The sequence below is a fragment of the Acinetobacter sp. 22301 genome, from assembly GCF_052045285.1.
Classification (GTDB): domain Bacteria; phylum Pseudomonadota; class Gammaproteobacteria; order Pseudomonadales; family Moraxellaceae; genus Acinetobacter; species Acinetobacter pittii.
On the sequence record NZ_JBQEOR010000003.1, the window covers coordinates 177,868 to 194,687 of the forward strand.

General features: G+C 40.1%; 19 protein-coding genes. 15 read left to right on the forward strand and 4 right to left on the reverse strand.

Going from position 1 to position 16,820, the window contains the following annotated elements:
* Window positions 1-5 precede the first annotated feature (5 nt).
* The 10 genes from ACTJJH_RS07300 (at window position 6) to ACTJJH_RS07345 (ending at window position 8,962) form a co-directional block, all read left to right on the forward strand.
* Window positions 6-383, forward strand: coding sequence for a winged helix-turn-helix transcriptional regulator (locus ACTJJH_RS07300; protein WP_032035382.1), 378 nt, complete (start codon window positions 6-8; stop codon window positions 381-383).
* Window positions 384-531: 148 nt separating this feature from the next.
* Window positions 532-981 (forward strand): hypothetical protein, encoded by a 450-nt coding sequence (locus ACTJJH_RS07305; RefSeq protein WP_002114763.1) that lies wholly within the window; start codon window positions 532-534, stop codon window positions 979-981.
* A 35-nt stretch (window positions 982-1,016) separates the two neighbouring features.
* On the forward strand, window positions 1,017-3,653 hold the full coding sequence (topA, locus tag ACTJJH_RS07310; RefSeq protein ID WP_017385701.1) for a type I DNA topoisomerase: 2,637 nt from the start codon (window positions 1,017-1,019) through the stop codon (window positions 3,651-3,653).
* Between the two features lie 88 nt (window positions 3,654-3,741).
* Window positions 3,742-4,500, forward strand: a complete 759-nt coding sequence (locus tag ACTJJH_RS07315) for a hypothetical protein (protein WP_440600941.1) — start codon at window positions 3,742-3,744, stop codon at window positions 4,498-4,500.
* Between the two features lie 126 nt (window positions 4,501-4,626).
* Window positions 4,627-5,208, forward strand: coding sequence for an HdeD family acid-resistance protein (locus ACTJJH_RS07320; RefSeq protein WP_014208303.1), 582 nt, complete (start codon window positions 4,627-4,629; stop codon window positions 5,206-5,208).
* 114 nt (window positions 5,209-5,322) lie between these two features.
* Window positions 5,323-7,302 (forward strand): ATP-dependent helicase, encoded by a 1,980-nt coding sequence (locus ACTJJH_RS07325; protein ID WP_325795215.1) that lies wholly within the window; start codon window positions 5,323-5,325, stop codon window positions 7,300-7,302.
* 73 nt (window positions 7,303-7,375) lie between these two features.
* Window positions 7,376-7,615, forward strand: coding sequence for an RNA recognition motif domain-containing protein (locus ACTJJH_RS07330; RefSeq protein ID WP_325795216.1), 240 nt, complete (start codon window positions 7,376-7,378; stop codon window positions 7,613-7,615).
* A gap of 9 nt (window positions 7,616-7,624) precedes the next feature.
* A complete protein-coding gene (locus ACTJJH_RS07335) occupies window positions 7,625-7,987 on the forward strand; it encodes an ASCH domain-containing protein (protein WP_033849499.1) in 363 nt (120 codons plus the stop codon).
* An 80-nt stretch (window positions 7,988-8,067) separates the two neighbouring features.
* Window positions 8,068-8,571: a DUF6586 family protein gene (locus ACTJJH_RS07340; RefSeq protein ID WP_005066079.1), complete on the forward strand. Its 504-nt coding sequence runs from the start codon at window positions 8,068-8,070 to the stop codon at window positions 8,569-8,571.
* A 112-nt stretch (window positions 8,572-8,683) separates the two neighbouring features.
* Entirely contained in the window at window positions 8,684-8,962 is a 279-nt protein-coding gene (locus tag ACTJJH_RS07345) for a hypothetical protein (RefSeq protein WP_002114792.1), read from the forward strand.
* Window positions 8,963-8,997: 35 nt separating this feature from the next.
* On the opposite strand, the gene ACTJJH_RS07350 is transcribed toward ACTJJH_RS07345, so the two are convergent.
* From ACTJJH_RS07350 to ACTJJH_RS07365, 4 genes are all read right to left on the reverse strand, one after another.
* The gene (locus tag ACTJJH_RS07350) at window positions 8,998-10,707 is read right to left on the reverse strand and encodes a cation:proton antiporter (RefSeq protein WP_032005156.1); all 1,710 of its coding nucleotides are present in this window, start codon (window positions 10,705-10,707) and stop codon (window positions 8,998-9,000) included.
* Between the two features lie 147 nt (window positions 10,708-10,854).
* Window positions 10,855-11,010, reverse strand: coding sequence for a 50S ribosomal protein L33 (rpmG, locus tag ACTJJH_RS07355; RefSeq protein ID WP_001205031.1), 156 nt, complete (start codon window positions 11,008-11,010; stop codon window positions 10,855-10,857).
* 12 nt (window positions 11,011-11,022) lie between these two features.
* Window positions 11,023-11,259 (reverse strand): 50S ribosomal protein L28, encoded by a 237-nt coding sequence (gene rpmB / locus ACTJJH_RS07360; protein WP_000048256.1) that lies wholly within the window; start codon window positions 11,257-11,259, stop codon window positions 11,023-11,025.
* Window positions 11,260-11,426: 167 nt separating this feature from the next.
* Complete coding sequence (locus tag ACTJJH_RS07365) at window positions 11,427-12,875, reverse strand: coniferyl aldehyde dehydrogenase (RefSeq protein WP_325795218.1); 1,449 nt, start codon at window positions 12,873-12,875, stop codon at window positions 11,427-11,429.
* A gap of 112 nt (window positions 12,876-12,987) precedes the next feature.
* Here ACTJJH_RS07365 and ACTJJH_RS07370 point away from each other — a divergent pair, with 112 nt between their 5' ends.
* The 5 genes from ACTJJH_RS07370 to ACTJJH_RS07390 all read left to right on the forward strand — a co-directional run bounded on the left by ACTJJH_RS07370 (window position 12,988) and on the right by ACTJJH_RS07390 (window position 16,816).
* A complete protein-coding gene (locus tag ACTJJH_RS07370) occupies window positions 12,988-13,680 on the forward strand; it encodes a TetR/AcrR family transcriptional regulator (protein ID WP_002114968.1) in 693 nt (230 codons plus the stop codon).
* A gap of 74 nt (window positions 13,681-13,754) precedes the next feature.
* Window positions 13,755-14,618, forward strand: coding sequence for a formyltetrahydrofolate deformylase (gene purU, locus ACTJJH_RS07375; protein ID WP_005066088.1), 864 nt, complete (start codon window positions 13,755-13,757; stop codon window positions 14,616-14,618).
* A 380-nt stretch (window positions 14,619-14,998) separates the two neighbouring features.
* Window positions 14,999-15,748 (forward strand): energy transducer TonB, encoded by a 750-nt coding sequence (locus tag ACTJJH_RS07380; RefSeq protein WP_002114938.1) that lies wholly within the window; start codon window positions 14,999-15,001, stop codon window positions 15,746-15,748.
* A gap of 43 nt (window positions 15,749-15,791) precedes the next feature.
* Entirely contained in the window at window positions 15,792-16,412 is a 621-nt protein-coding gene (locus ACTJJH_RS07385) for a MotA/TolQ/ExbB proton channel family protein (protein WP_001011664.1), read from the forward strand.
* Window positions 16,412-16,816 carry an ExbD/TolR family protein gene (locus ACTJJH_RS07390; protein ID WP_000885432.1) on the forward strand — a complete coding sequence of 135 codons (405 nt, stop codon included), beginning with the start codon at window positions 16,412-16,414 and terminating at the stop codon, window positions 16,814-16,816. Before ACTJJH_RS07385 ends, ACTJJH_RS07390 begins: the two co-directional genes overlap by 1 nt.
* Window positions 16,817-16,820 lie beyond the last annotated feature (4 nt).

The following is a 16,820-nucleotide window of genomic DNA, read 5'->3' on the forward strand; positions in this document are numbered from 1 at the left end:
GTAAAATGGCAAAAGCAAGACACTCAAGTTTTGATTGCTCTCCGGGTTGTTCAGTGGAGGCAGCGATTAGCTTGATTGATGGGAAATGGAAATGCGTCATTCTTTGGCATTTATTTAATGAAGGCACCTTGAGGTTTAACGAAATTCGAAAGCGTGTTCCGAGTATTACCCAAAGAATGCTGACAAATCAGCTACGTGAATTGGAACAAGATGGAATTATTCATCGGGAAGTCTATCCTCAGGTACCACCTAAAGTAGAATACTGCCTGACTGATTTGGGGCAAAGTCTTGAAAAAATTCTGTTTGCTTTAAAACAATGGGGGGATGCTCATATTGACCAGTTTGGAAAGCTGACACTTGTTGATGGACATCCGAATCCTTAATGATATTTGAGTCCACTCATTGCAATTTGCATGGTGAAATCTGACTATTTTGAAGCTTGCCCCTGTATCGGGCATTATTTTTATGATGAAACTTGCGTTTTCTGGTCAGCTTATGCAACTCTAATAAAAGAGATTAATAGGTTTTGCTATGGACAATATGGGAATTTGGGTTACCGTTATCATTGTTCTTTTCGTACTAGGCTCCATTTTTGGTTTAAGAGTGAGCCCACGTGAAAAGGCACTTGGTATTATGCGTGATAAAGCTCGTAAAATGGGTTTACACCCACGTGTAATCGTTGCACCTGAATGGACACATGTCCCAATGGCGACTGAAAAGCGTGCCAGCATGGTTGCTTATTATAGTGTATTGATTCCCGATGCCCGTTTATCTTTAATGCGTGCTCGCGTTGTAGACGGCAAATTAAAAGTGGTTCAGGGTGATGAGAAATTTAATGATTCTCCCATTGCATTAAAAGGGATTTATGCTATTGATATGCAGGCAAACTGTGTAGGGCTTTATTGGGATGAGGAATCAGACCTGAGAGCAACACAATTAGATGAGATGAAGGCTTATCTGTTGAACTTGGCTAAAGCCTGATTTTTAAATTTATTGGTATAGGAATAACATTTTATATGGCGAATACCTCGCGCTCTGCATCTCAAAGCACAGCATCTACTGCACCTGCTGCACATAAACGTGCCTTAGTGATTGTGGAGTCGCCTGCCAAAGCGAAAACCATCAATAAATATCTGGGTTCGCAATACATTGTAAAGTCTTCTGTAGGTCACGTACGTGATTTGCCAACAGGTGGCAGCAAATCAACTGAGAAAAAGCCGGCTGCCCGGACGAAACTCACTGAAGCAGAAAAAGAACAAAAAGCCAGTCAGGCTTTAGTTAATCGTATGGGGGTTGATCCTGAACATGGTTGGGAAGCTCATTACGAAGTTCTGCCAGGTAAGGAAAATGTTGTTGCTGAACTAAAAAAACTCGCCAAAGATGCCGATGCAATCTACCTCGCAACGGATTTGGATAGAGAAGGGGAAGCCATTGCTTGGCACCTAAGAGAAGTTATTGGTGGTGATGACAGTCGTTATCATCGCGTGGTATTTAACGAAATTACTAAAAATGCCATTCAAGAAGCATTTAAACAACCTACGCGCCTAGATTTAAACCGAGTTAATGCTCAGCAAGCACGCCGTTTCTTAGACCGTGTTGTTGGCTTTATGGTTTCACCATTGCTGTGGGAAAAGATTGCCCGTGGTTTATCGGCAGGTCGTGTACAGTCTGTAGCGGTGAAACTGGTTGTAGAGCGTGAAAGAGAAATTCGTGCTTTTATTCCAGAAGAATACTGGCAAGTTTTTGCAGACACGCAAGCCAAGAAAGATGACATTCGTCTTGAAGCAGTTAAGCAAGCTGGTAAAACCCTTAAACTGAAAAATAAAGCTGAAACTGATGCTTTATTGGATGTTTTAAAGGGTGCTGAATATAAAGTTGCACAGCGTGAAGATAAACCGACTAAGGTAAATCCAAGCGCACCATATATCACTTCAACGCTGCAACAAGCTGCAAGTACACGTTTAGGTTTTTCTGTAAAGAAAACCATGATGCTGGCACAGCGTCTATATGAAGCAGGTTTTATTACCTATATGCGTACTGACTCAACGTTCTTGAGTGATGATGCAGTAAGCATGGTACGTGCTCATATTGAAAGCCAATTTGGTGAGAAATATTTACCGGCGAAGCCAAACCGCTATGGTAACAAAGCCGGTGCTCAAGAAGCCCATGAAGCAATTCGTCCTTCTAATGTTGCGCTTACAGGTGACCAACTTGCAGGTGTAGAGCGTGATGCTCAGCGTTTGTATGATTTGATTTGGCGTCAGTTTGTTGCATGTCAAATGACTCCAGCAGAATATTTATCTTCAACTTTAACGGTTGAAGCTGCAAATATTGAATTAAAAGCAAAAGGCCGTACGCTTGTATTTGATGGTTTTACACGAGTGCGTGGTGCTAACAAGTCTGATGACGATATTATTTTGCCTGCAATTAAAGTAGGTGAAATTTTAAAATTAGAGAAGTTAGACCCAAGTCAGCACTTTACTAAACCACCTGCACGTTTTACTGAAGCTTCTTTGGTTAAAGAACTTGAAAAACGTAGTATTGGTCGTCCTTCGACTTATGCAGCGATTATTTCTACGATTCAAGAACGTGGCTACGTTAAGTTAGAAAACCGTCGTCTTTTCGCCGAAAAAATGGGTGAAATTGTCACGGATCGACTTGATGAAAGTTTCAATAACTTGATGAACTATGCCTTTACAGCAGACCTTGAAGGGCAGCTCGATAAAGTTGCAACAGGCGAGCGTAACTGGAAAGAGTTACTTGATGCTTTCTACGGTGACTTCAAGAAACGTCTTACCAATGCTCAGGGCGAGCACGGCATGCGCCGCAACCAGCCGGTTGAAGTGCCAGCGGTACATTGTCCTGAATGTTCACGTCCAATGCAGATTCGTACAGGTACAACAGGCGTATTCTTAGGTTGTTCTGGCTACAACTTACCGCCTAAAGAGCGTTGTAAAGGTACTTTGAACTTAACGCCTGTTGAGTCCTTAGCTGCCCTGTCTGATGATGATGGCGCTGAAACTGCAGACTTGATGTCAAAACATCGTTGTGCAAAATGTGGTACAGCCATGGACAGCTATGTAATTGATGGTGGTCGTAAACTGCACGTATGTGGTAACAACCCTGACTGTGACGGTTTTGAGCTTGAAGAAGGCGAGTTCAAGATTAAAGGCTATGATGGACCAACCATTCCGTGTGATAAATGTGATGGTGAAATGCAGCTTAAAACTGGCCGTTTTGGTCCGTATTTCGCTTGTACAAGCTGTGACAATACTCGTAAGGTCTTGAAAAGCGGTCAGCCTGCACCTCCACGTGTAGAACCGATCAAAATGGAACATTTGCGCTCAACAAAGCATGATGACTATTTCGTGTTGCGTGATGGTGCTGCTGGTTTATTCTTGGCTGCAAGTAAATTCCCGAAAATTCGTGAAACACGTGCGCCAAAAGTTGCGGAATTGCGTAGTGTTGCTGCTCAGCTTGATCCTAAATATCAATTTATTTTACAAGCGCCAGACGTAGACCCTGAAGGTAATCCGACAGTTGTGAAATTCAGTCGTAAGAATCAATCACAATATGTAGGCTCGGAAACTCCAGAAGGTAAACAAACCAAATGGAGCCTAATTTATCAAAATGGTAAATGGGTTGAGGGCTAATTAAGTCCACAATAAAAAATGCTAGCTCAGCTAGCATTTTTTATATCTAAAACAATAAAAGAAAATTTTAATTTTATGGGGAAAAAGAATGTGGAAAAACATTCGAGTTTTATGTTTGTTAATTATTTTACTGATTGTTGCTGTTCAAGCATGGCGAGATCAAAACCAAGACTGGAATCAACCTATTGTTGTCGTTTTACATCCTATTAATGCAGATGGTTTTCAGACAACGCAGAGCTATATTCATCAGTTGCAATACACTGATTTTGAGAGAATAAGAAATTATTTGGCAGAATGGTCGCAACACTATCGTGGTCAATCAGGAAACTTTGTAATTCGTTTAGGTCAGCCATTACAGCAACGACCTCCTGAGGTTCCTCAAAATACCAATATCTTTCATGTGATGTGGTGGAGTTTAAAGTTTCGTTTTTATGCATGGCGACATCAACAACCTGAAGACAATGGGGTATCACTTAAACTTTACTTAAACTATTACGATCCTAATTATCAAAAAGTTTTGATCCATTCGACTGCTTTGGAAAAAGGTCGTATTGGTAGTGTGAATTTATTTGCGACTAAAACACAAGCTTCCCAAAATCAGGTTGTGATTGTTCATGAGCTATTACATGGCTTTGGGGCACAAGACAAATATGATTTAAAAACTGGTCAACCGCTTTACCCTCTAGGTTATGCGCAACCTGAAAAAGTGCCTTTATATCCGCAAACTGACGCTGAAATCATGGGTGGTCGAACACCATTATCTGAGCAGAGCAGTAAAATGCCGAATGGTTTACATGAAACGATAATAGGTTTACCTACAGCTCAGGAAATTGGTTGGGTGAAATAAAATTGTGGATAAATACTACTTTATCCACATTAATTGATAAGAAACGATGCAGATCTTATACAGACAAAAAATGTGAAGTGGATCACTATTATTAGGTAGATGAAATTCTAATACCTGATAATAAGAGTGGCCATGATGAAAACTGTCGGTAATGATTTGGTGCGTAATCAGTTACATGCTGATCGTAAGTGGTATTTGATATTAGGCTTTGTGCTTATTGGCTTCGGTCTGATTTTGTTTAGTTCATTACCATTTGCGACCTTTTCTGTGGTTTTTTTATTTGGAATACTTATGATGGTCGGAGGTGTTTTACATCTTGTCGCAGCCATTAGTGTATTTAAAGGTGCAAGCCGTTGGTTATGGGCACTTTTTGGTGTGCTTTATCTAATGGCAGGTTATTACGCCTTTTCTACTCCCGTAACGACTGCGGTAGTTTTGACGAGCTTATTATCAATAGCACTGATTATTGCCGGAGCTATACGTACAGTAAACGCGATTTTACTTAAACCAATTACTGGGTGGGGATGGACCTTATTTTCAGGATTATTAACACTCGCTACAGGTATTTTGATTTTGGTTTCTAAAGATTCACCTTTTTGGGTGTTAGGCATGTTCCTTGCCATAGATATCTTATTTCAAGGCATTAATTTTCTAGGTTTGGCTTCTGCGATTAAGCATCTGCCATCTAGTTCAAAAACAGTATCTTAAATAATATTTTTGAATCAAAGAGCACTTTAGGTGCTCTTTTTGTTTTTAGGACGAGCAGACGCATCAGTGGTTGGGTCTGTTAAACTATGTCTTGGTGTTTTAGCGATATGTGTTATGAGTCTTGCAAAATTAATTAATGAACTAAATGCTCAGCAAAAAAAAGCAGCCACGACCTCTGCGCAGAACTGTTTAGTTTTGGCAGGTGCTGGCTGTGGCAAGACTAAGACGATTGTTGCCCGTGCTGCCTATTTAATTGATCAAGGCTTACCAGCAAACCAAATTCAGATTTTAACGTTTACTCGACGTGCTGCGAGTGAAATTGTTGCAAGAGTAGAGCAGCATGTAGGAGCACAGGCAAAGGGTCTAAGAGCTTCAACTTTTCATACTTTTTGTATGTATTTACTGCGCCGTAATCCACAAGCTTTTGGCTTAAATCAATTTAGTATTATTGATCGTGATGATCAGTTGCTGATGTTCCGTTTATTAAGAGGTAAAGACAAAGATAATGTTTTACCTAAAGCGGCAGAGTTGTGTGATCTATATTCCTATGCAAGAAATACTCAATCTAAGCTTTCTGAAGCATTAATCAAACAGCTTCCAGATGCATATGAGCATAAAACTCAAATTGCTGAGTTGATGAAAACTTATGAGCAACGCAAAAGAGAGCGTAATTTTTTAGATTACGACGATATCTTGTCGATTGTGGCTGTTCATTTACAAAACTCAGAAGCGTTGACCAATTGGGTGGCAGGTTTTTGTCAGGCATTGCTCGTTGATGAAATGCAAGATACAAATCCTTTGCAATGGGCTTTGTTGCAGCCTTTAATTGGTAAAGTGAAGTTATTTTGCGTGGGTGATGACGCTCAGTCCATTTATGGCTTTCGTGGCGCAGACTTTGAAAATATTCATTCTTTTAAAGAACGAATACCCGATGCACAAGTACTTACACTGGCTTTAAATTATCGCTCGACTCAAGAAATTCTAGATTTATCAAATTGGTTGTTGGCACATAGCCCAATTGATTATCAAAAACAGCTACAAGCGCATCGTGGCCAAGGGCAAAAGCCACAGCTACATTTGTTTGGTAATGAGTTTGAAGAAGCAAACTGGATTGCACAAGATTTAATAACGCGCCATCAGCAAGGTGCAAACTGGCATGACCATATGGTGTTAGTTCGTTCTGGTTATAGTGCCCGATATCTAGAAGGGGCTTTTATTGCTGCTGAAATACCTTATCGTTTTATTGGTGGGGTAAAGCTTCTTGAGTCGGCCCATGTAAAAGATGTACTGAGCCTGCTACGTATTGTGAGTAACCCTCACGATGATTTGGCTTGGATGCGCTTTCTAACCTTGTGGGATGGTATCGGTGATGTTGGTGCCAGTAAGTTAGCCCAAGAGCTGATGGGAATTGTTGATGTCGAGGAGCGTTGTCAGCGACTTGAACGCCATGGCAAGGTACCTCTACAAGCGATTTTAATTTTAAAACAACTGGATGTATTACAGCAGCATGTCGAGGCAAGTATTGGCTTGGCTCTCGATGCTTTAGGTGAGCAGTTAGAGCAAAATTATAAAACTAAAGACTGGTCACGCCGTTTAAAAGACTTTGATTTGGTTAAGCAACTTGCACGCAAACATGCATCGTTAGGTGAATTCCTTGAGGAATATGTGCTTGAGCCGATTTCAGTTTCTGAAATTGAAAAAGCTGCTGATCAAGATTTAGTGACTTTAATTACGATTCATTCAGCTAAGGGTGCCGAACAGAAAGTTTGTTATGTACCTCACGTATCACCAAATCAATATCCTTATGCAAGGGCACAGGGTGATTTTGATGATGTTGAGGAAGAGCGCCGTGTGCTATATGTCGCCTTAACGCGTGCTGAAAATGAATTAATCTTGACTAAGCAAAATCTTAATACGTGGTCGCAAGACACTTATGATGAGCAAGGTCGTAAAGTCGAGAGTTATTTCTTAAATGATCTGCCTTCACACTTGGTTCAAGCAAAAATTCATAGGCAAGTACCTCAGCAATTTACTAAAAAACAATGGAACAGATCTCCTGCAGTAAATTTAGGTTTTGGTATCGATCTGGACTAAACTACTGTATAAGACGCTGTGATTACTTAAATGTATATTGGCCCTCCCTTTTATTGCCAATTAAGGTTAGAAAATGAAGATATTAGTTCGTAATTTAGATCGTGCTGTAAATGAAGCTGAAGTTTTAGAGTTATTCAAGGCATATGGTAAAGTTGATACATGTGTTCTGGTGACTGATAAAGACACAGGTAAATCGAAGGGCTTTGGTTTTGTTGAAATGCCTAATCCCCGTGAAGCGATTAAGGCAATTAAAGGCTTAAATACGCTTAAAGTTAAAGGCTATGGAATTCGAGTTAAAGCAGCCGAAGAATAAGTTTTTCTGATGAAAAGACAATTTTTAGCTCTCTCGATTGTAACGCCGAATGGTACTCGTATTGCTGAAGGTATAAAAACACTTGAAGTGCGTTCATGGATACCTACGCAGTTACCAGTGAAAGATCTATTAATTGTCGAAAACCAGAACTTTCTGGTTAAAGATACTGATGAAGAGGAAGGAGTTGCTGTCGCTTTAGTTGATGTCGACTCAGTTCATACTTGGCGAAATGACGAGGTCAATTTAGCCTGTGCATCTGCTTGGAGTGAAGGCTATTTTGCTTGGGTCTTAAGTAATGTTCGTCCTATAAAACAGCCAGTGAAAATTTTAGCTAAACGTAAAATTTATCAAGTTGAGCTGGATTTACCATAAATAACGTTGATTTTATCAATGGAGTCGTTAAGCTAAGAATAGCTATTGCAATGGCGATTTTAGAACAGGAAAGTTTAATTATGTCACGTGTTGCTCGTTATCATGCCGATCGTACCAATCAGAAGCTCTATTTTGCACGTTTAGCGTGTCAACAGGCAGAGCAGACTGATCATGTGCAGCAGGTACAAGCTTACCGTGAAGCAGCTGTATTTCATTTACATGGCGCAATGTTAGCGTTCTTACAAGAATTGGTACGTTATTACCGTTTAAATGATTTGCAACCCACCTTAAAATCTATTGAGGAACATATGGCGGCAAAAGGACAGGTTTCCCCTGAAGTGTCCGTTTTGCAGCAATTGGCAAAAGATGGTTTTGTTGCAGAGTTAAAACGAGCTTATCGTATGTGCCAATACGCCCCAGAACCAAAAGAACCGACTCCTGAAGAAGAAACTTCTTCTAACCTTATTATTAAAGTGACACAAGGGCCTCAGTCTTGGTTGCCAGATGTTAAAATCTTGCGTGAATGGCACCGAGAATTAAGTCATTTAATTGATGGTTTTCGTAACGAAATGGTCGAGTTCTAAAATTAAACTGCCTAGATGCTTGAAATTTAGACTAGGTGTGCCTATATAAATAAGACAAGAGATGCAAAGTGCAAGGGTGCTTTGCCACCATGTTGAAACATGGAGGAAGTATATGTCTATACAGCAATTGAAAGAGTTATTTGGAAATCAAGAAGCAGTGTTGGAATTAGTTCAACTCGAAGGTGGCGAACTCGCCTTGCGTAATGCAGGTTCTGAGAATGAACCCTTGGTTAAAATTCAATTTAGCGATGAAGTCAAAGCAATCTTGGGTGAGCAGACTCCAGTTGTTGCTCAGCATATGATTCAGGCTGCATTATTTGGACTGCTGGAAAAGCAGGTAAACGAGTGGCAGGCTGAGGTATTAGACGAACAGCCTAAATTCTTGAGTTAAAAAAAGCGTACTCTTGAGTACGCTTTTTATATGGGTTAATGAATTGTTGACTGATGAGCAAGCTCGATCTGATTTAAGATGTGGTGACTCATATTCTTTGCCATTTCTTCTTTTGCATAGAACACTTCGCCAATATTTTCATCACGGATAACCGCTGCTTCTTCTTTGCTTTCTGCGCAAATTAATACCTGAATCTGAGGATTTAATTGCTTGGCAATCGCCACGATACGGTGAATATCTAAAATATCCATAGGTGAGATTACCAAGAGTCGTGCATGCATGATATGTGCTTGAATTAAAACACTTGGTTCAGTAGCAACACCACTCACAGCAGCAATATTTGCGTTACGTAGTTTTTCTACGATTTCACGATTCTCTTCTGCAATAACGACCTTAATATTCTCATTAATTAAATTTTCAGTAATGCGTCGTCCTACACCGCCATATCCCACAATTACGACCTGATCACGTAAGTAAGCTTGATCAACTTCATCGGGTAACATTGCCAATGGGTCACCGCTACGTTCAAGCAGTCGAGCTAAGTGAGAGCGTTCACGAATCCAGCGTTGTACAGGTTCAATCGCTGAGAAGATGAAAGAGTTAAGCGTAATTGAAAATAAAGCGCCTGCTAGAATTAGATTCTGAGCTTCTAAGCTTAATAAGCCTAAAGAAACACCCAGTGTCGCTAAAATAAATGAAAACTCACCAATCTGTGCAAGGCTTGCCCCGACTGTTAAAGCTGTATTGATTGGATAGCGGAAGAATAAAACCAATGCCATTGCAGCAAGTGTCTTACCCACCATAATAATCGCGATAACAGCTAAAATATGGAGCGGACTCTCAACAAGAATATGTGGATCAAACAGCATACCCACAGAAACGAAAAATAAAATCGAGAAAATTTCACGTAGTGGGAGAGTCTCTTCTTCTGCACGATGGCTAAAGTCTGATTCTTTAACGACCATACCCGCAAAGAATGCTCCTAAAGCCATTGAAACCCCAAAGATGGCATAAGAACCGTAGGCAATCGAAACTGCAGCAGCGACGACAGTCAGCGTAAATAGCTCTCGTGACCCTAAACGAGCAACAAATTGCATAATAATAGGTACAACGCGCTTGCCTACAATGAGCATAAAGGCAATAAAGCCAATCACCTTTAATAAGGTGATTCCAAGGGTTAACCAGATATTACCGTCTGCACCTGCTGGCGCTTTTCCACCGAGTAAAACAGCTGTAGCCGGAAGAAGCACTAAAACTAGCACCATCACTAAATCTTCGACTAACAACCAACCCACAGCAATTTTGCCGTTGACTGAGTCTAAAAGACCTCGGTCTCCTAATGCTTTTAATAATACAACTGTACTCGCACACGATAGACTTAAGCCAAAAACAAGTGCAGACCCGAAACTCCATCCCCATAGCATTGAAACGCCAATACCAAGTAAGGTTGCAACAGCGATTTGTAAAATTGCGCCAGGCAAGGCAATACGACGAACCAGTAATAAGTCTTTTAATGAAAAGTGCATCCCTACACCAAACATCAGGAACATGACCCCGAGTTCTGCAAGCTGGTTGGCAAGGTGGATATCTGCTTCTATACCGGGTGTATTTGGGCTAATAATAATTCCGGCAATTAAATAGCCGATAAGAGGGGGGAGTCGTAATCGGGCTGCAATGTAGCCAAAAATGAGGGCAACGCCGAAACCAACAGCAAGTAAAATAATTAAATCTACGTCATGCGGCACTAAAAACTCCTTTTACGTGAGTTAGGCTAAAAACAAGCATAAAAAATGCCAAGGCGGAATGTAGAGAAAGTTTAACAAAAAGGTAGGTATAAAAAAAATGCAAAAAAAAACGACTTCATAAAGAAGTCGTTTTTTTCGAGGCTAAAATTATTTGATTTTAGCTTCTTTGAAAATCACGTGTTGACGGATTTTTGGATCAAATTTTTTGATTTCCATTTTTTCCGGCATAGTACGTTTGTTTTTAGTCGTGGTATAGAAGTAACCTGTACCAGCTGAAGAAACGAGGCGAATCTTATCACGCATTGCTCAGACTCCTTAGATCTTTTGACCTTGAGCACGAAGGTCTGCAACAACCTTTTCGATACCCAATTTGTCAATAATACGCATACCTTTAGTGGTTAAACGAAGACGTACAAAACGTTTTTCGCTTTCTAACCAGAAACGGTGGTGGTGCAGGTTCGGCTCGAACCGGCGCTTGGTTTTGTTGTTGGCGTGTGAGACGTTGTTACCAACGACTGGACGCTTGCCGGTAACTTGGCAAACCTTAGACATGGTGTAACTCCATTGATTCAGCCAACAGCAAATCTGTGGCCAGTCATACTAAATGTAAACGGATGAATTCATTCAAGGGGCGTTTTATACCAAAAATACGATTAAAAGACAAGCGAAATTGGTAAAAACGAGGCATGATTTAGTATAACAGATCATGCCTTGATCAGTTAGCGCAACAAGGTTTTCGAAATGAAACGATGAATAGGCTTATTGAACGGTGGAAGAATGTATTTAAGGCTATAAAGTTTTGGATTTGACATCATCGAACGCTCATGAGAAAGGCTAAAAAAGCCCTCTGGTCCGTGATATTTACCCATACCTGATGCGCCAATTCCGCCAAACGGTAAATCATCTTGTGCAACATGGGTAATCACCATGTTAATTCCGAAATGCCCTGAATGGGTGTGCTGTGCAATATAGTCAGCACGCGCTTGATCATAGTCAAAATAATACATCGCTAAAGGACGTGGACGACTATTAATGAATTCGATGACTTCTTCTATTTGGTCATATTCTAAAATCGGTAGAATAGGCCCGAAGATTTCATTTTGCATAATATCCATTGCGGTCGTCACGCCAGTGACTAAAGTCGGCGCAATTTTACGGACATCATCTAAAATTTCATTTTGCGGATTAATTTCAACAATACGTGCGCCTTGATCACGGGCATTTTCAAGATAACCCTGAATGCGGTTGTACTGTTTATCATTAATAATAGAAGTGTAGTCTTGGTTGTTTCGGAAATGAGGGTACATTCCAGCTACAATCAATTTAAAGTTTTCGATGAACTCGGCAGTTTTGCCTCGTGGTAAGAAAATATGATCCGGCGCAACACAAGTTTGTCCTGCGTTCCACAATTTACCTACAGCAATACGTTGAGCCACATCTTTCATATCCATAGATGCATGCACAAGAGCAGGAGATTTTCCGCCTAACTCGAGAATTACTGGAACTAGGTTTTGAGCTGCGGCTGCCATCACTGTTTTACCAACAGAAGTTGAGCCTGTGAAAATCATTTTGTCAAAAGGCAAATGACTAAACGCATCTGAAATAATGCCACCACCATTTACCACAGCAACTAATTCTTGTGGAAATGCTTCTGCCAATGCACTTTCAAGGACACGTCCAAAGTTTGGTGAGGCGCTAGAAATTTTGATCATGGCATGGTTGCCTGCAGCTAGTGCACAGATCAGAGGTCCAACTGAAAGTAATAATGGGTAATTCCATGGTGTAATAATACCAATCACACCCATAGGCTGATATTGTACCCAACCTTTTGCTGGCTGATGTAATACACTGATGTGGCGTTTTGATGGTTTCATCCATGCAGTCAGATGTTTACTGTAATACTTGATTTGTTCCAAACTCGTGAGTAGTTCACCAATTTTTGTTTCCATAACTGCACGATTGCCATAATCAAGGTTAATTGCTTCGGCAATCTGATCTTGATATTTTACCAAGACTCTTTTAAGACGAGCTAAACGATCAATACGCTCTTTAGCAGTGGGTACCGGATGACGTAAATAAGCGAGCTTTTGTTGTTCAAGCAAATCATGTAAATGCTTAACATCATAAGGAAGCTGAGTCTCTGGATTTGTTTTTGTTTGACTGTTCATCGGTACTTACCAAATATACTGATATACTTATTTTTTAGAGTAAATACTCTAAATAGTCAAGTCGGTTTATGTGTTTAAGTCTTAACCATGTGAATTATTAAAGGTTATTAAAATGTCTCTACCTAAAGCTCTGAAGACAAAAGACCGGATTTTACAAATCAGTTTGCAGCTTTTTAACGAGCGAGGTGAACGGTCGGTTACAACCAATCATATTGCGGCGGAGTTAGGTATTAGTCCTGGAAACTTGTATTACCATTTCCGGAATAAGCATGAAATTATTAAAGAATTAATGTACCAATATCAGGTTGAGACTTTGGAAATGCTTTCATTACCTGAAGACAGACCATTAACGACCAATGACAAAATCAACTATTTTCAAGTATTAAGTGGTCAACTTTGGAGTTACCGTTTTATCCATCGTGATGTCTATCATTTAGTTGAAAGTAACGAAGATTTTAAAAAGATTTATCCTCGTTTTGCGGGACAGGTCATGCAACAGGGGCAAAAGATTTATCAAGCCTTTGTCGATGCCGGCCTTATGAAAATGACGCCATCTGAAATTGAAGCGCTCATTATTAACTTATGGATTGTATTAACAAACTGGACAAACTTTTTATATATGTCTGGTCACATTAGTGACAATAACCACTTAGAAGAAAAATGGGTTTGGCAGGCATTACGTCAAATGGTTTTCCTTGAAGGTCCTTATCTTATGGGGGAAAGCCGAGCAACTTACGAGCAGTTGCTTGATTCACTGGGGCCTTCTGATCTATTCGCCAGCTTGTCATCGTTAAAAGATGAATAGTTGTACTTGCCTATTTAGAGCGCTAGAATACTCGGCTTATTAAAAATTTGACTCAATTAAGTGATATTAACCAAATGAATATGACCACTGCCAATACAGCCCGTTTACTGATTACTTGTGAAGACAAGCCTGGGATCGTACAGGCTGTATCGAGCTTTTTGTACCACCAAGGTGCAAACATTACCGCGCTTGATCAGTATGCGACGGAAGCTCAGGGTGGACGTTATTTCATGCGTGTTGAGTTTGAACTTGACCATTTACAGTCACGTAAAGATGCATTAATTCAAACATTTGCTGCCAACGTTGCTGAGCGTTATGGCATGCAATGGCGTCTTGCTTTCGTAAACGAAATTAAAAAGGTTGGTATTTTAGTTTCTAAAGTCGACCATGCTTTACTTGAGTTATTGTGGCGTCATGCACGTGGGTCATTACCTTGTGAAATTACACACGTGATTTCAAATCATGAAGACTTACGTGAATCTGTTGAGAACTTCGGTATTCCATTTACTGTAATTAAAGTAACTAAAGACAATAAAGCTGAAGCTTATGCACAAATTGATGAAATGATGCAGGGCAATGACTTATTAGTTCTTGCACGTTACATGCAGATTTTAAGCGAAGATTTTGTTGCGAAATGGGAAATGAAAATCATCAATATTCACCATTCTTTCTTACCAGCTTTCGTTGGTGCTAACCCATATAAGCAAGCTTATGAAAAAGGTGTGAAGTTGATTGGTGCGACAGCTCACTATGTGACGGCTGATCTAGACCAAGGCCCAATTATTGAGCAAGACGTTGAGCGTGTAAGCCATGACTATAATGTTGAGCAACTTCGTGAGCTAGGTGAAGATGTTGAGCGTAATGTATTAGCTCGCGCAGTAAAATGGCATTTAGAAGACCGTATTATTGTTGATGGTAACAAGACGGTTGTTTTTTAAATAACGCTTATTTAAAAAAAGCACGCTTCATGCGTGTTTTTTTATATCAAAAAAAATATTGAAATGATATAACGTAACAATATTGAATGAGTTTATGGTAAGATTCGATCTCTTCATAGTGAAATTAGCCTAACTATATAAGTTAGATTAAACACTTTGTGAACAAGAGATACGCGTTCATGTAACTATGAGAAAACAAAAGCAAAGACACTCAACTGATACAAATTAGTGATATTGAGCAAATGTTTTTCTCAAAAAATAGTTGCAAATGAAAACACTTCTCATTTATTATTGTGGCACTTTATTGTTCTATCCGATGTTTGAAATCGTTTCTACAAATAGAAATCTGAAATCATCATCCATTAGGTAATTAGATTCTTATGAGTCAATCTTCCGCAGCCTTAAACTCTCCCAATCCGATGAAAAAGAAAGTCATCACGGCACTAATTGCGGTTGCAATTGGTCATATCGGGGTCTTATGGGCGGTCAGCCATATTAAGCCTGCTGAATTAAAGCCAATCGAGAAGAAGCCTTTACAGGTACGTTTCGTAAAAATTCAAGAGCAACCAAAACCACTACCTCCTAAGCCAAAGGAACCGCCTAAAAAGCCGGAACCTAAAAAAGAGGTAAAAGAAGTTAAAGTTGTTGAAAAACCTGTGACACCACCTAAAAAAGTGGAAAAAATTCAACAGGTGAAAAAAGCTGAAACACCAAAAGAAACAGTAAAGACAGAACCTAAAGTTGAAACCAAAGTGGTAACGACAACTGTTACTGAAAAAGTTATCGAAAAACCAAAACCAGTGGTACAAGAAGCGCCTAAAGCTCAACCTGCCCCAGATCCATCACCGAAACGCGTTTCAATTGGTGGTTCGGGTGTACAGTGGAGCCGCTCACCACGTTTAACAGTTTCTTCAAAAGATTTACAAGGCGAAGCACGCTCTGTCATGGTACTTATTGAAGCCGATGAGAAAGGCAAAATTATTAATGTACGAGTGACTAGAAGTAGTGGTATTTCAAGTCTAGATGACAAAGTTGTACGTGCTGTTCGCGGTGCGAAATTTAAACCTTATATGGAAAATGGTGTTGCTTATCCAATTAAAGCAGAGCAACCCTTTGATTTAACCCCTTAAATGAATTTGAGTCCCAACGGCTAACCTTAATCAGGAGTTCAATATGAACTTTTCAATCTATTGGCAACATGCAGATGCAGTGAGTAAAACCCTGTATTTCATCTTATTGGCAATGTCGATTGCTACCTGGACAGTTTTCATCTTACGTTTGATGGGGACTCGCCAGCTAAAACAACAAGCTTATGCTCAACTTTCTCAGGCTATTACTTCGCTAAAAGCAAAGTTACAACCTTTGAGTTTTGAACAGCGTAAAGCGGTTGCAGAGCAGGCATTACTTCGTCAGATTTCTGCTGAAAAGGCCAATGCTGATAAAGGTATTTCTGTTTTAGGAACAATTGCTTCAATTGCACCATTCGTAGGTTTGTTTGGTACTGTTTGGGGTATTTTCCATGCACTTGTTGCGGTAGGTAAAAGCGGACAAGCAGGTTTGGCTCAAGTGGCTACACCAGTAGGTGAAGCACTTATTATGACAGGTCTTGGTCTTGCAGTTGCGATTCCAGCGGTATTGGCTTATAACATTTGTGTACGTGCAAACCGTGGTCTTGCTCACGACTTGCAAGACCAAGCGCACAGCTTGTTAATTGACACGATGTTGCAGCAAGACTCAACTGTAAAGTCTGATGTTAAAACTGCACAGCAAAGTTACGTTGGAGGTCAAGCTTAATGGCTTTTCAATTGGGTGAAGACCACGATAGTGGCATGAATGAGATGAATCTCATTCCGCTAATCGACATTATGTTGGTGTTAATGATCATCTTTTTGGTCACAGCAACAGTTGCCAACCCATCGATTCCATTAACGCTTCCTAAAACAACTGCTGAAATTATTGATCCACCACCAAAAGCAATTACGATTAGTATCAATGCAAATGGTGAAGTGGCTTGGGATACTCAAGTAATTAGCCTAGATGAGCTTCAAAAACGTTTTCAAGAAGCAGGTCAAGGCGATGTTAAACCAACAGTTCAACTTCGTGCTGATAAAGAGTCGAAGTACGATACTGTTGCTCAGGTAATGTCTCGCGCCAGTGAAGCCGGACTGAGCGATATTGCCTTTGTAAGTGAAAACTAAAATT

Bases quoted from the DNA above. Each gene is read 5' to 3' on its own strand.
- ACTJJH_RS07300 (WP_032035382.1), top strand. From the start codon at position 6: ATGGCAAAAGCAAGACACTCAAGTTTTGATTGCTCTCCGGGTTGTTCA.
- ACTJJH_RS07305 (WP_002114763.1), top strand. From the start codon at position 532: ATGGACAATATGGGAATTTGGGTTACCGTTATCATTGTTCTTTTCGTA.
- topA (WP_017385701.1), top strand. From the start codon at position 1,017: ATGGCGAATACCTCGCGCTCTGCATCTCAAAGCACAGCATCTACTGCA.
- ACTJJH_RS07315 (WP_440600941.1), top strand. From the start codon at position 3,742: ATGTGGAAAAACATTCGAGTTTTATGTTTGTTAATTATTTTACTGATT.
- ACTJJH_RS07325 (WP_325795215.1), top strand. From the start codon at position 5,323: ATGAGTCTTGCAAAATTAATTAATGAACTAAATGCTCAGCAAAAAAAA.
- ACTJJH_RS07330 (WP_325795216.1), top strand. From the start codon at position 7,376: ATGAAGATATTAGTTCGTAATTTAGATCGTGCTGTAAATGAAGCTGAA.
- ACTJJH_RS07335 (WP_033849499.1), top strand. From the start codon at position 7,625: ATGAAAAGACAATTTTTAGCTCTCTCGATTGTAACGCCGAATGGTACT.
- ACTJJH_RS07340 (WP_005066079.1), top strand. From the start codon at position 8,068: ATGTCACGTGTTGCTCGTTATCATGCCGATCGTACCAATCAGAAGCTC.
- ACTJJH_RS07345 (WP_002114792.1), top strand. From the start codon at position 8,684: ATGTCTATACAGCAATTGAAAGAGTTATTTGGAAATCAAGAAGCAGTG.
- rpmG (WP_001205031.1), bottom strand. From the start codon at position 11,010: ATGCGTGATAAGATTCGCCTCGTTTCTTCAGCTGGTACAGGTTACTTC.
- rpmB (WP_000048256.1), bottom strand. From the start codon at position 11,259: ATGTCTAAGGTTTGCCAAGTTACCGGCAAGCGTCCAGTCGTTGGTAAC.
- ACTJJH_RS07365 (WP_325795218.1), bottom strand. From the start codon at position 12,875: ATGAACAGTCAAACAAAAACAAATCCAGAGACTCAGCTTCCTTATGAT.
- ACTJJH_RS07370 (WP_002114968.1), top strand. From the start codon at position 12,988: ATGTCTCTACCTAAAGCTCTGAAGACAAAAGACCGGATTTTACAAATC.
- purU (WP_005066088.1), top strand. From the start codon at position 13,755: ATGAATATGACCACTGCCAATACAGCCCGTTTACTGATTACTTGTGAA.
- ACTJJH_RS07380 (WP_002114938.1), top strand. From the start codon at position 14,999: ATGAGTCAATCTTCCGCAGCCTTAAACTCTCCCAATCCGATGAAAAAG.
- ACTJJH_RS07385 (WP_001011664.1), top strand. From the start codon at position 15,792: ATGAACTTTTCAATCTATTGGCAACATGCAGATGCAGTGAGTAAAACC.
- ACTJJH_RS07390 (WP_000885432.1), top strand. From the start codon at position 16,412: ATGGCTTTTCAATTGGGTGAAGACCACGATAGTGGCATGAATGAGATG.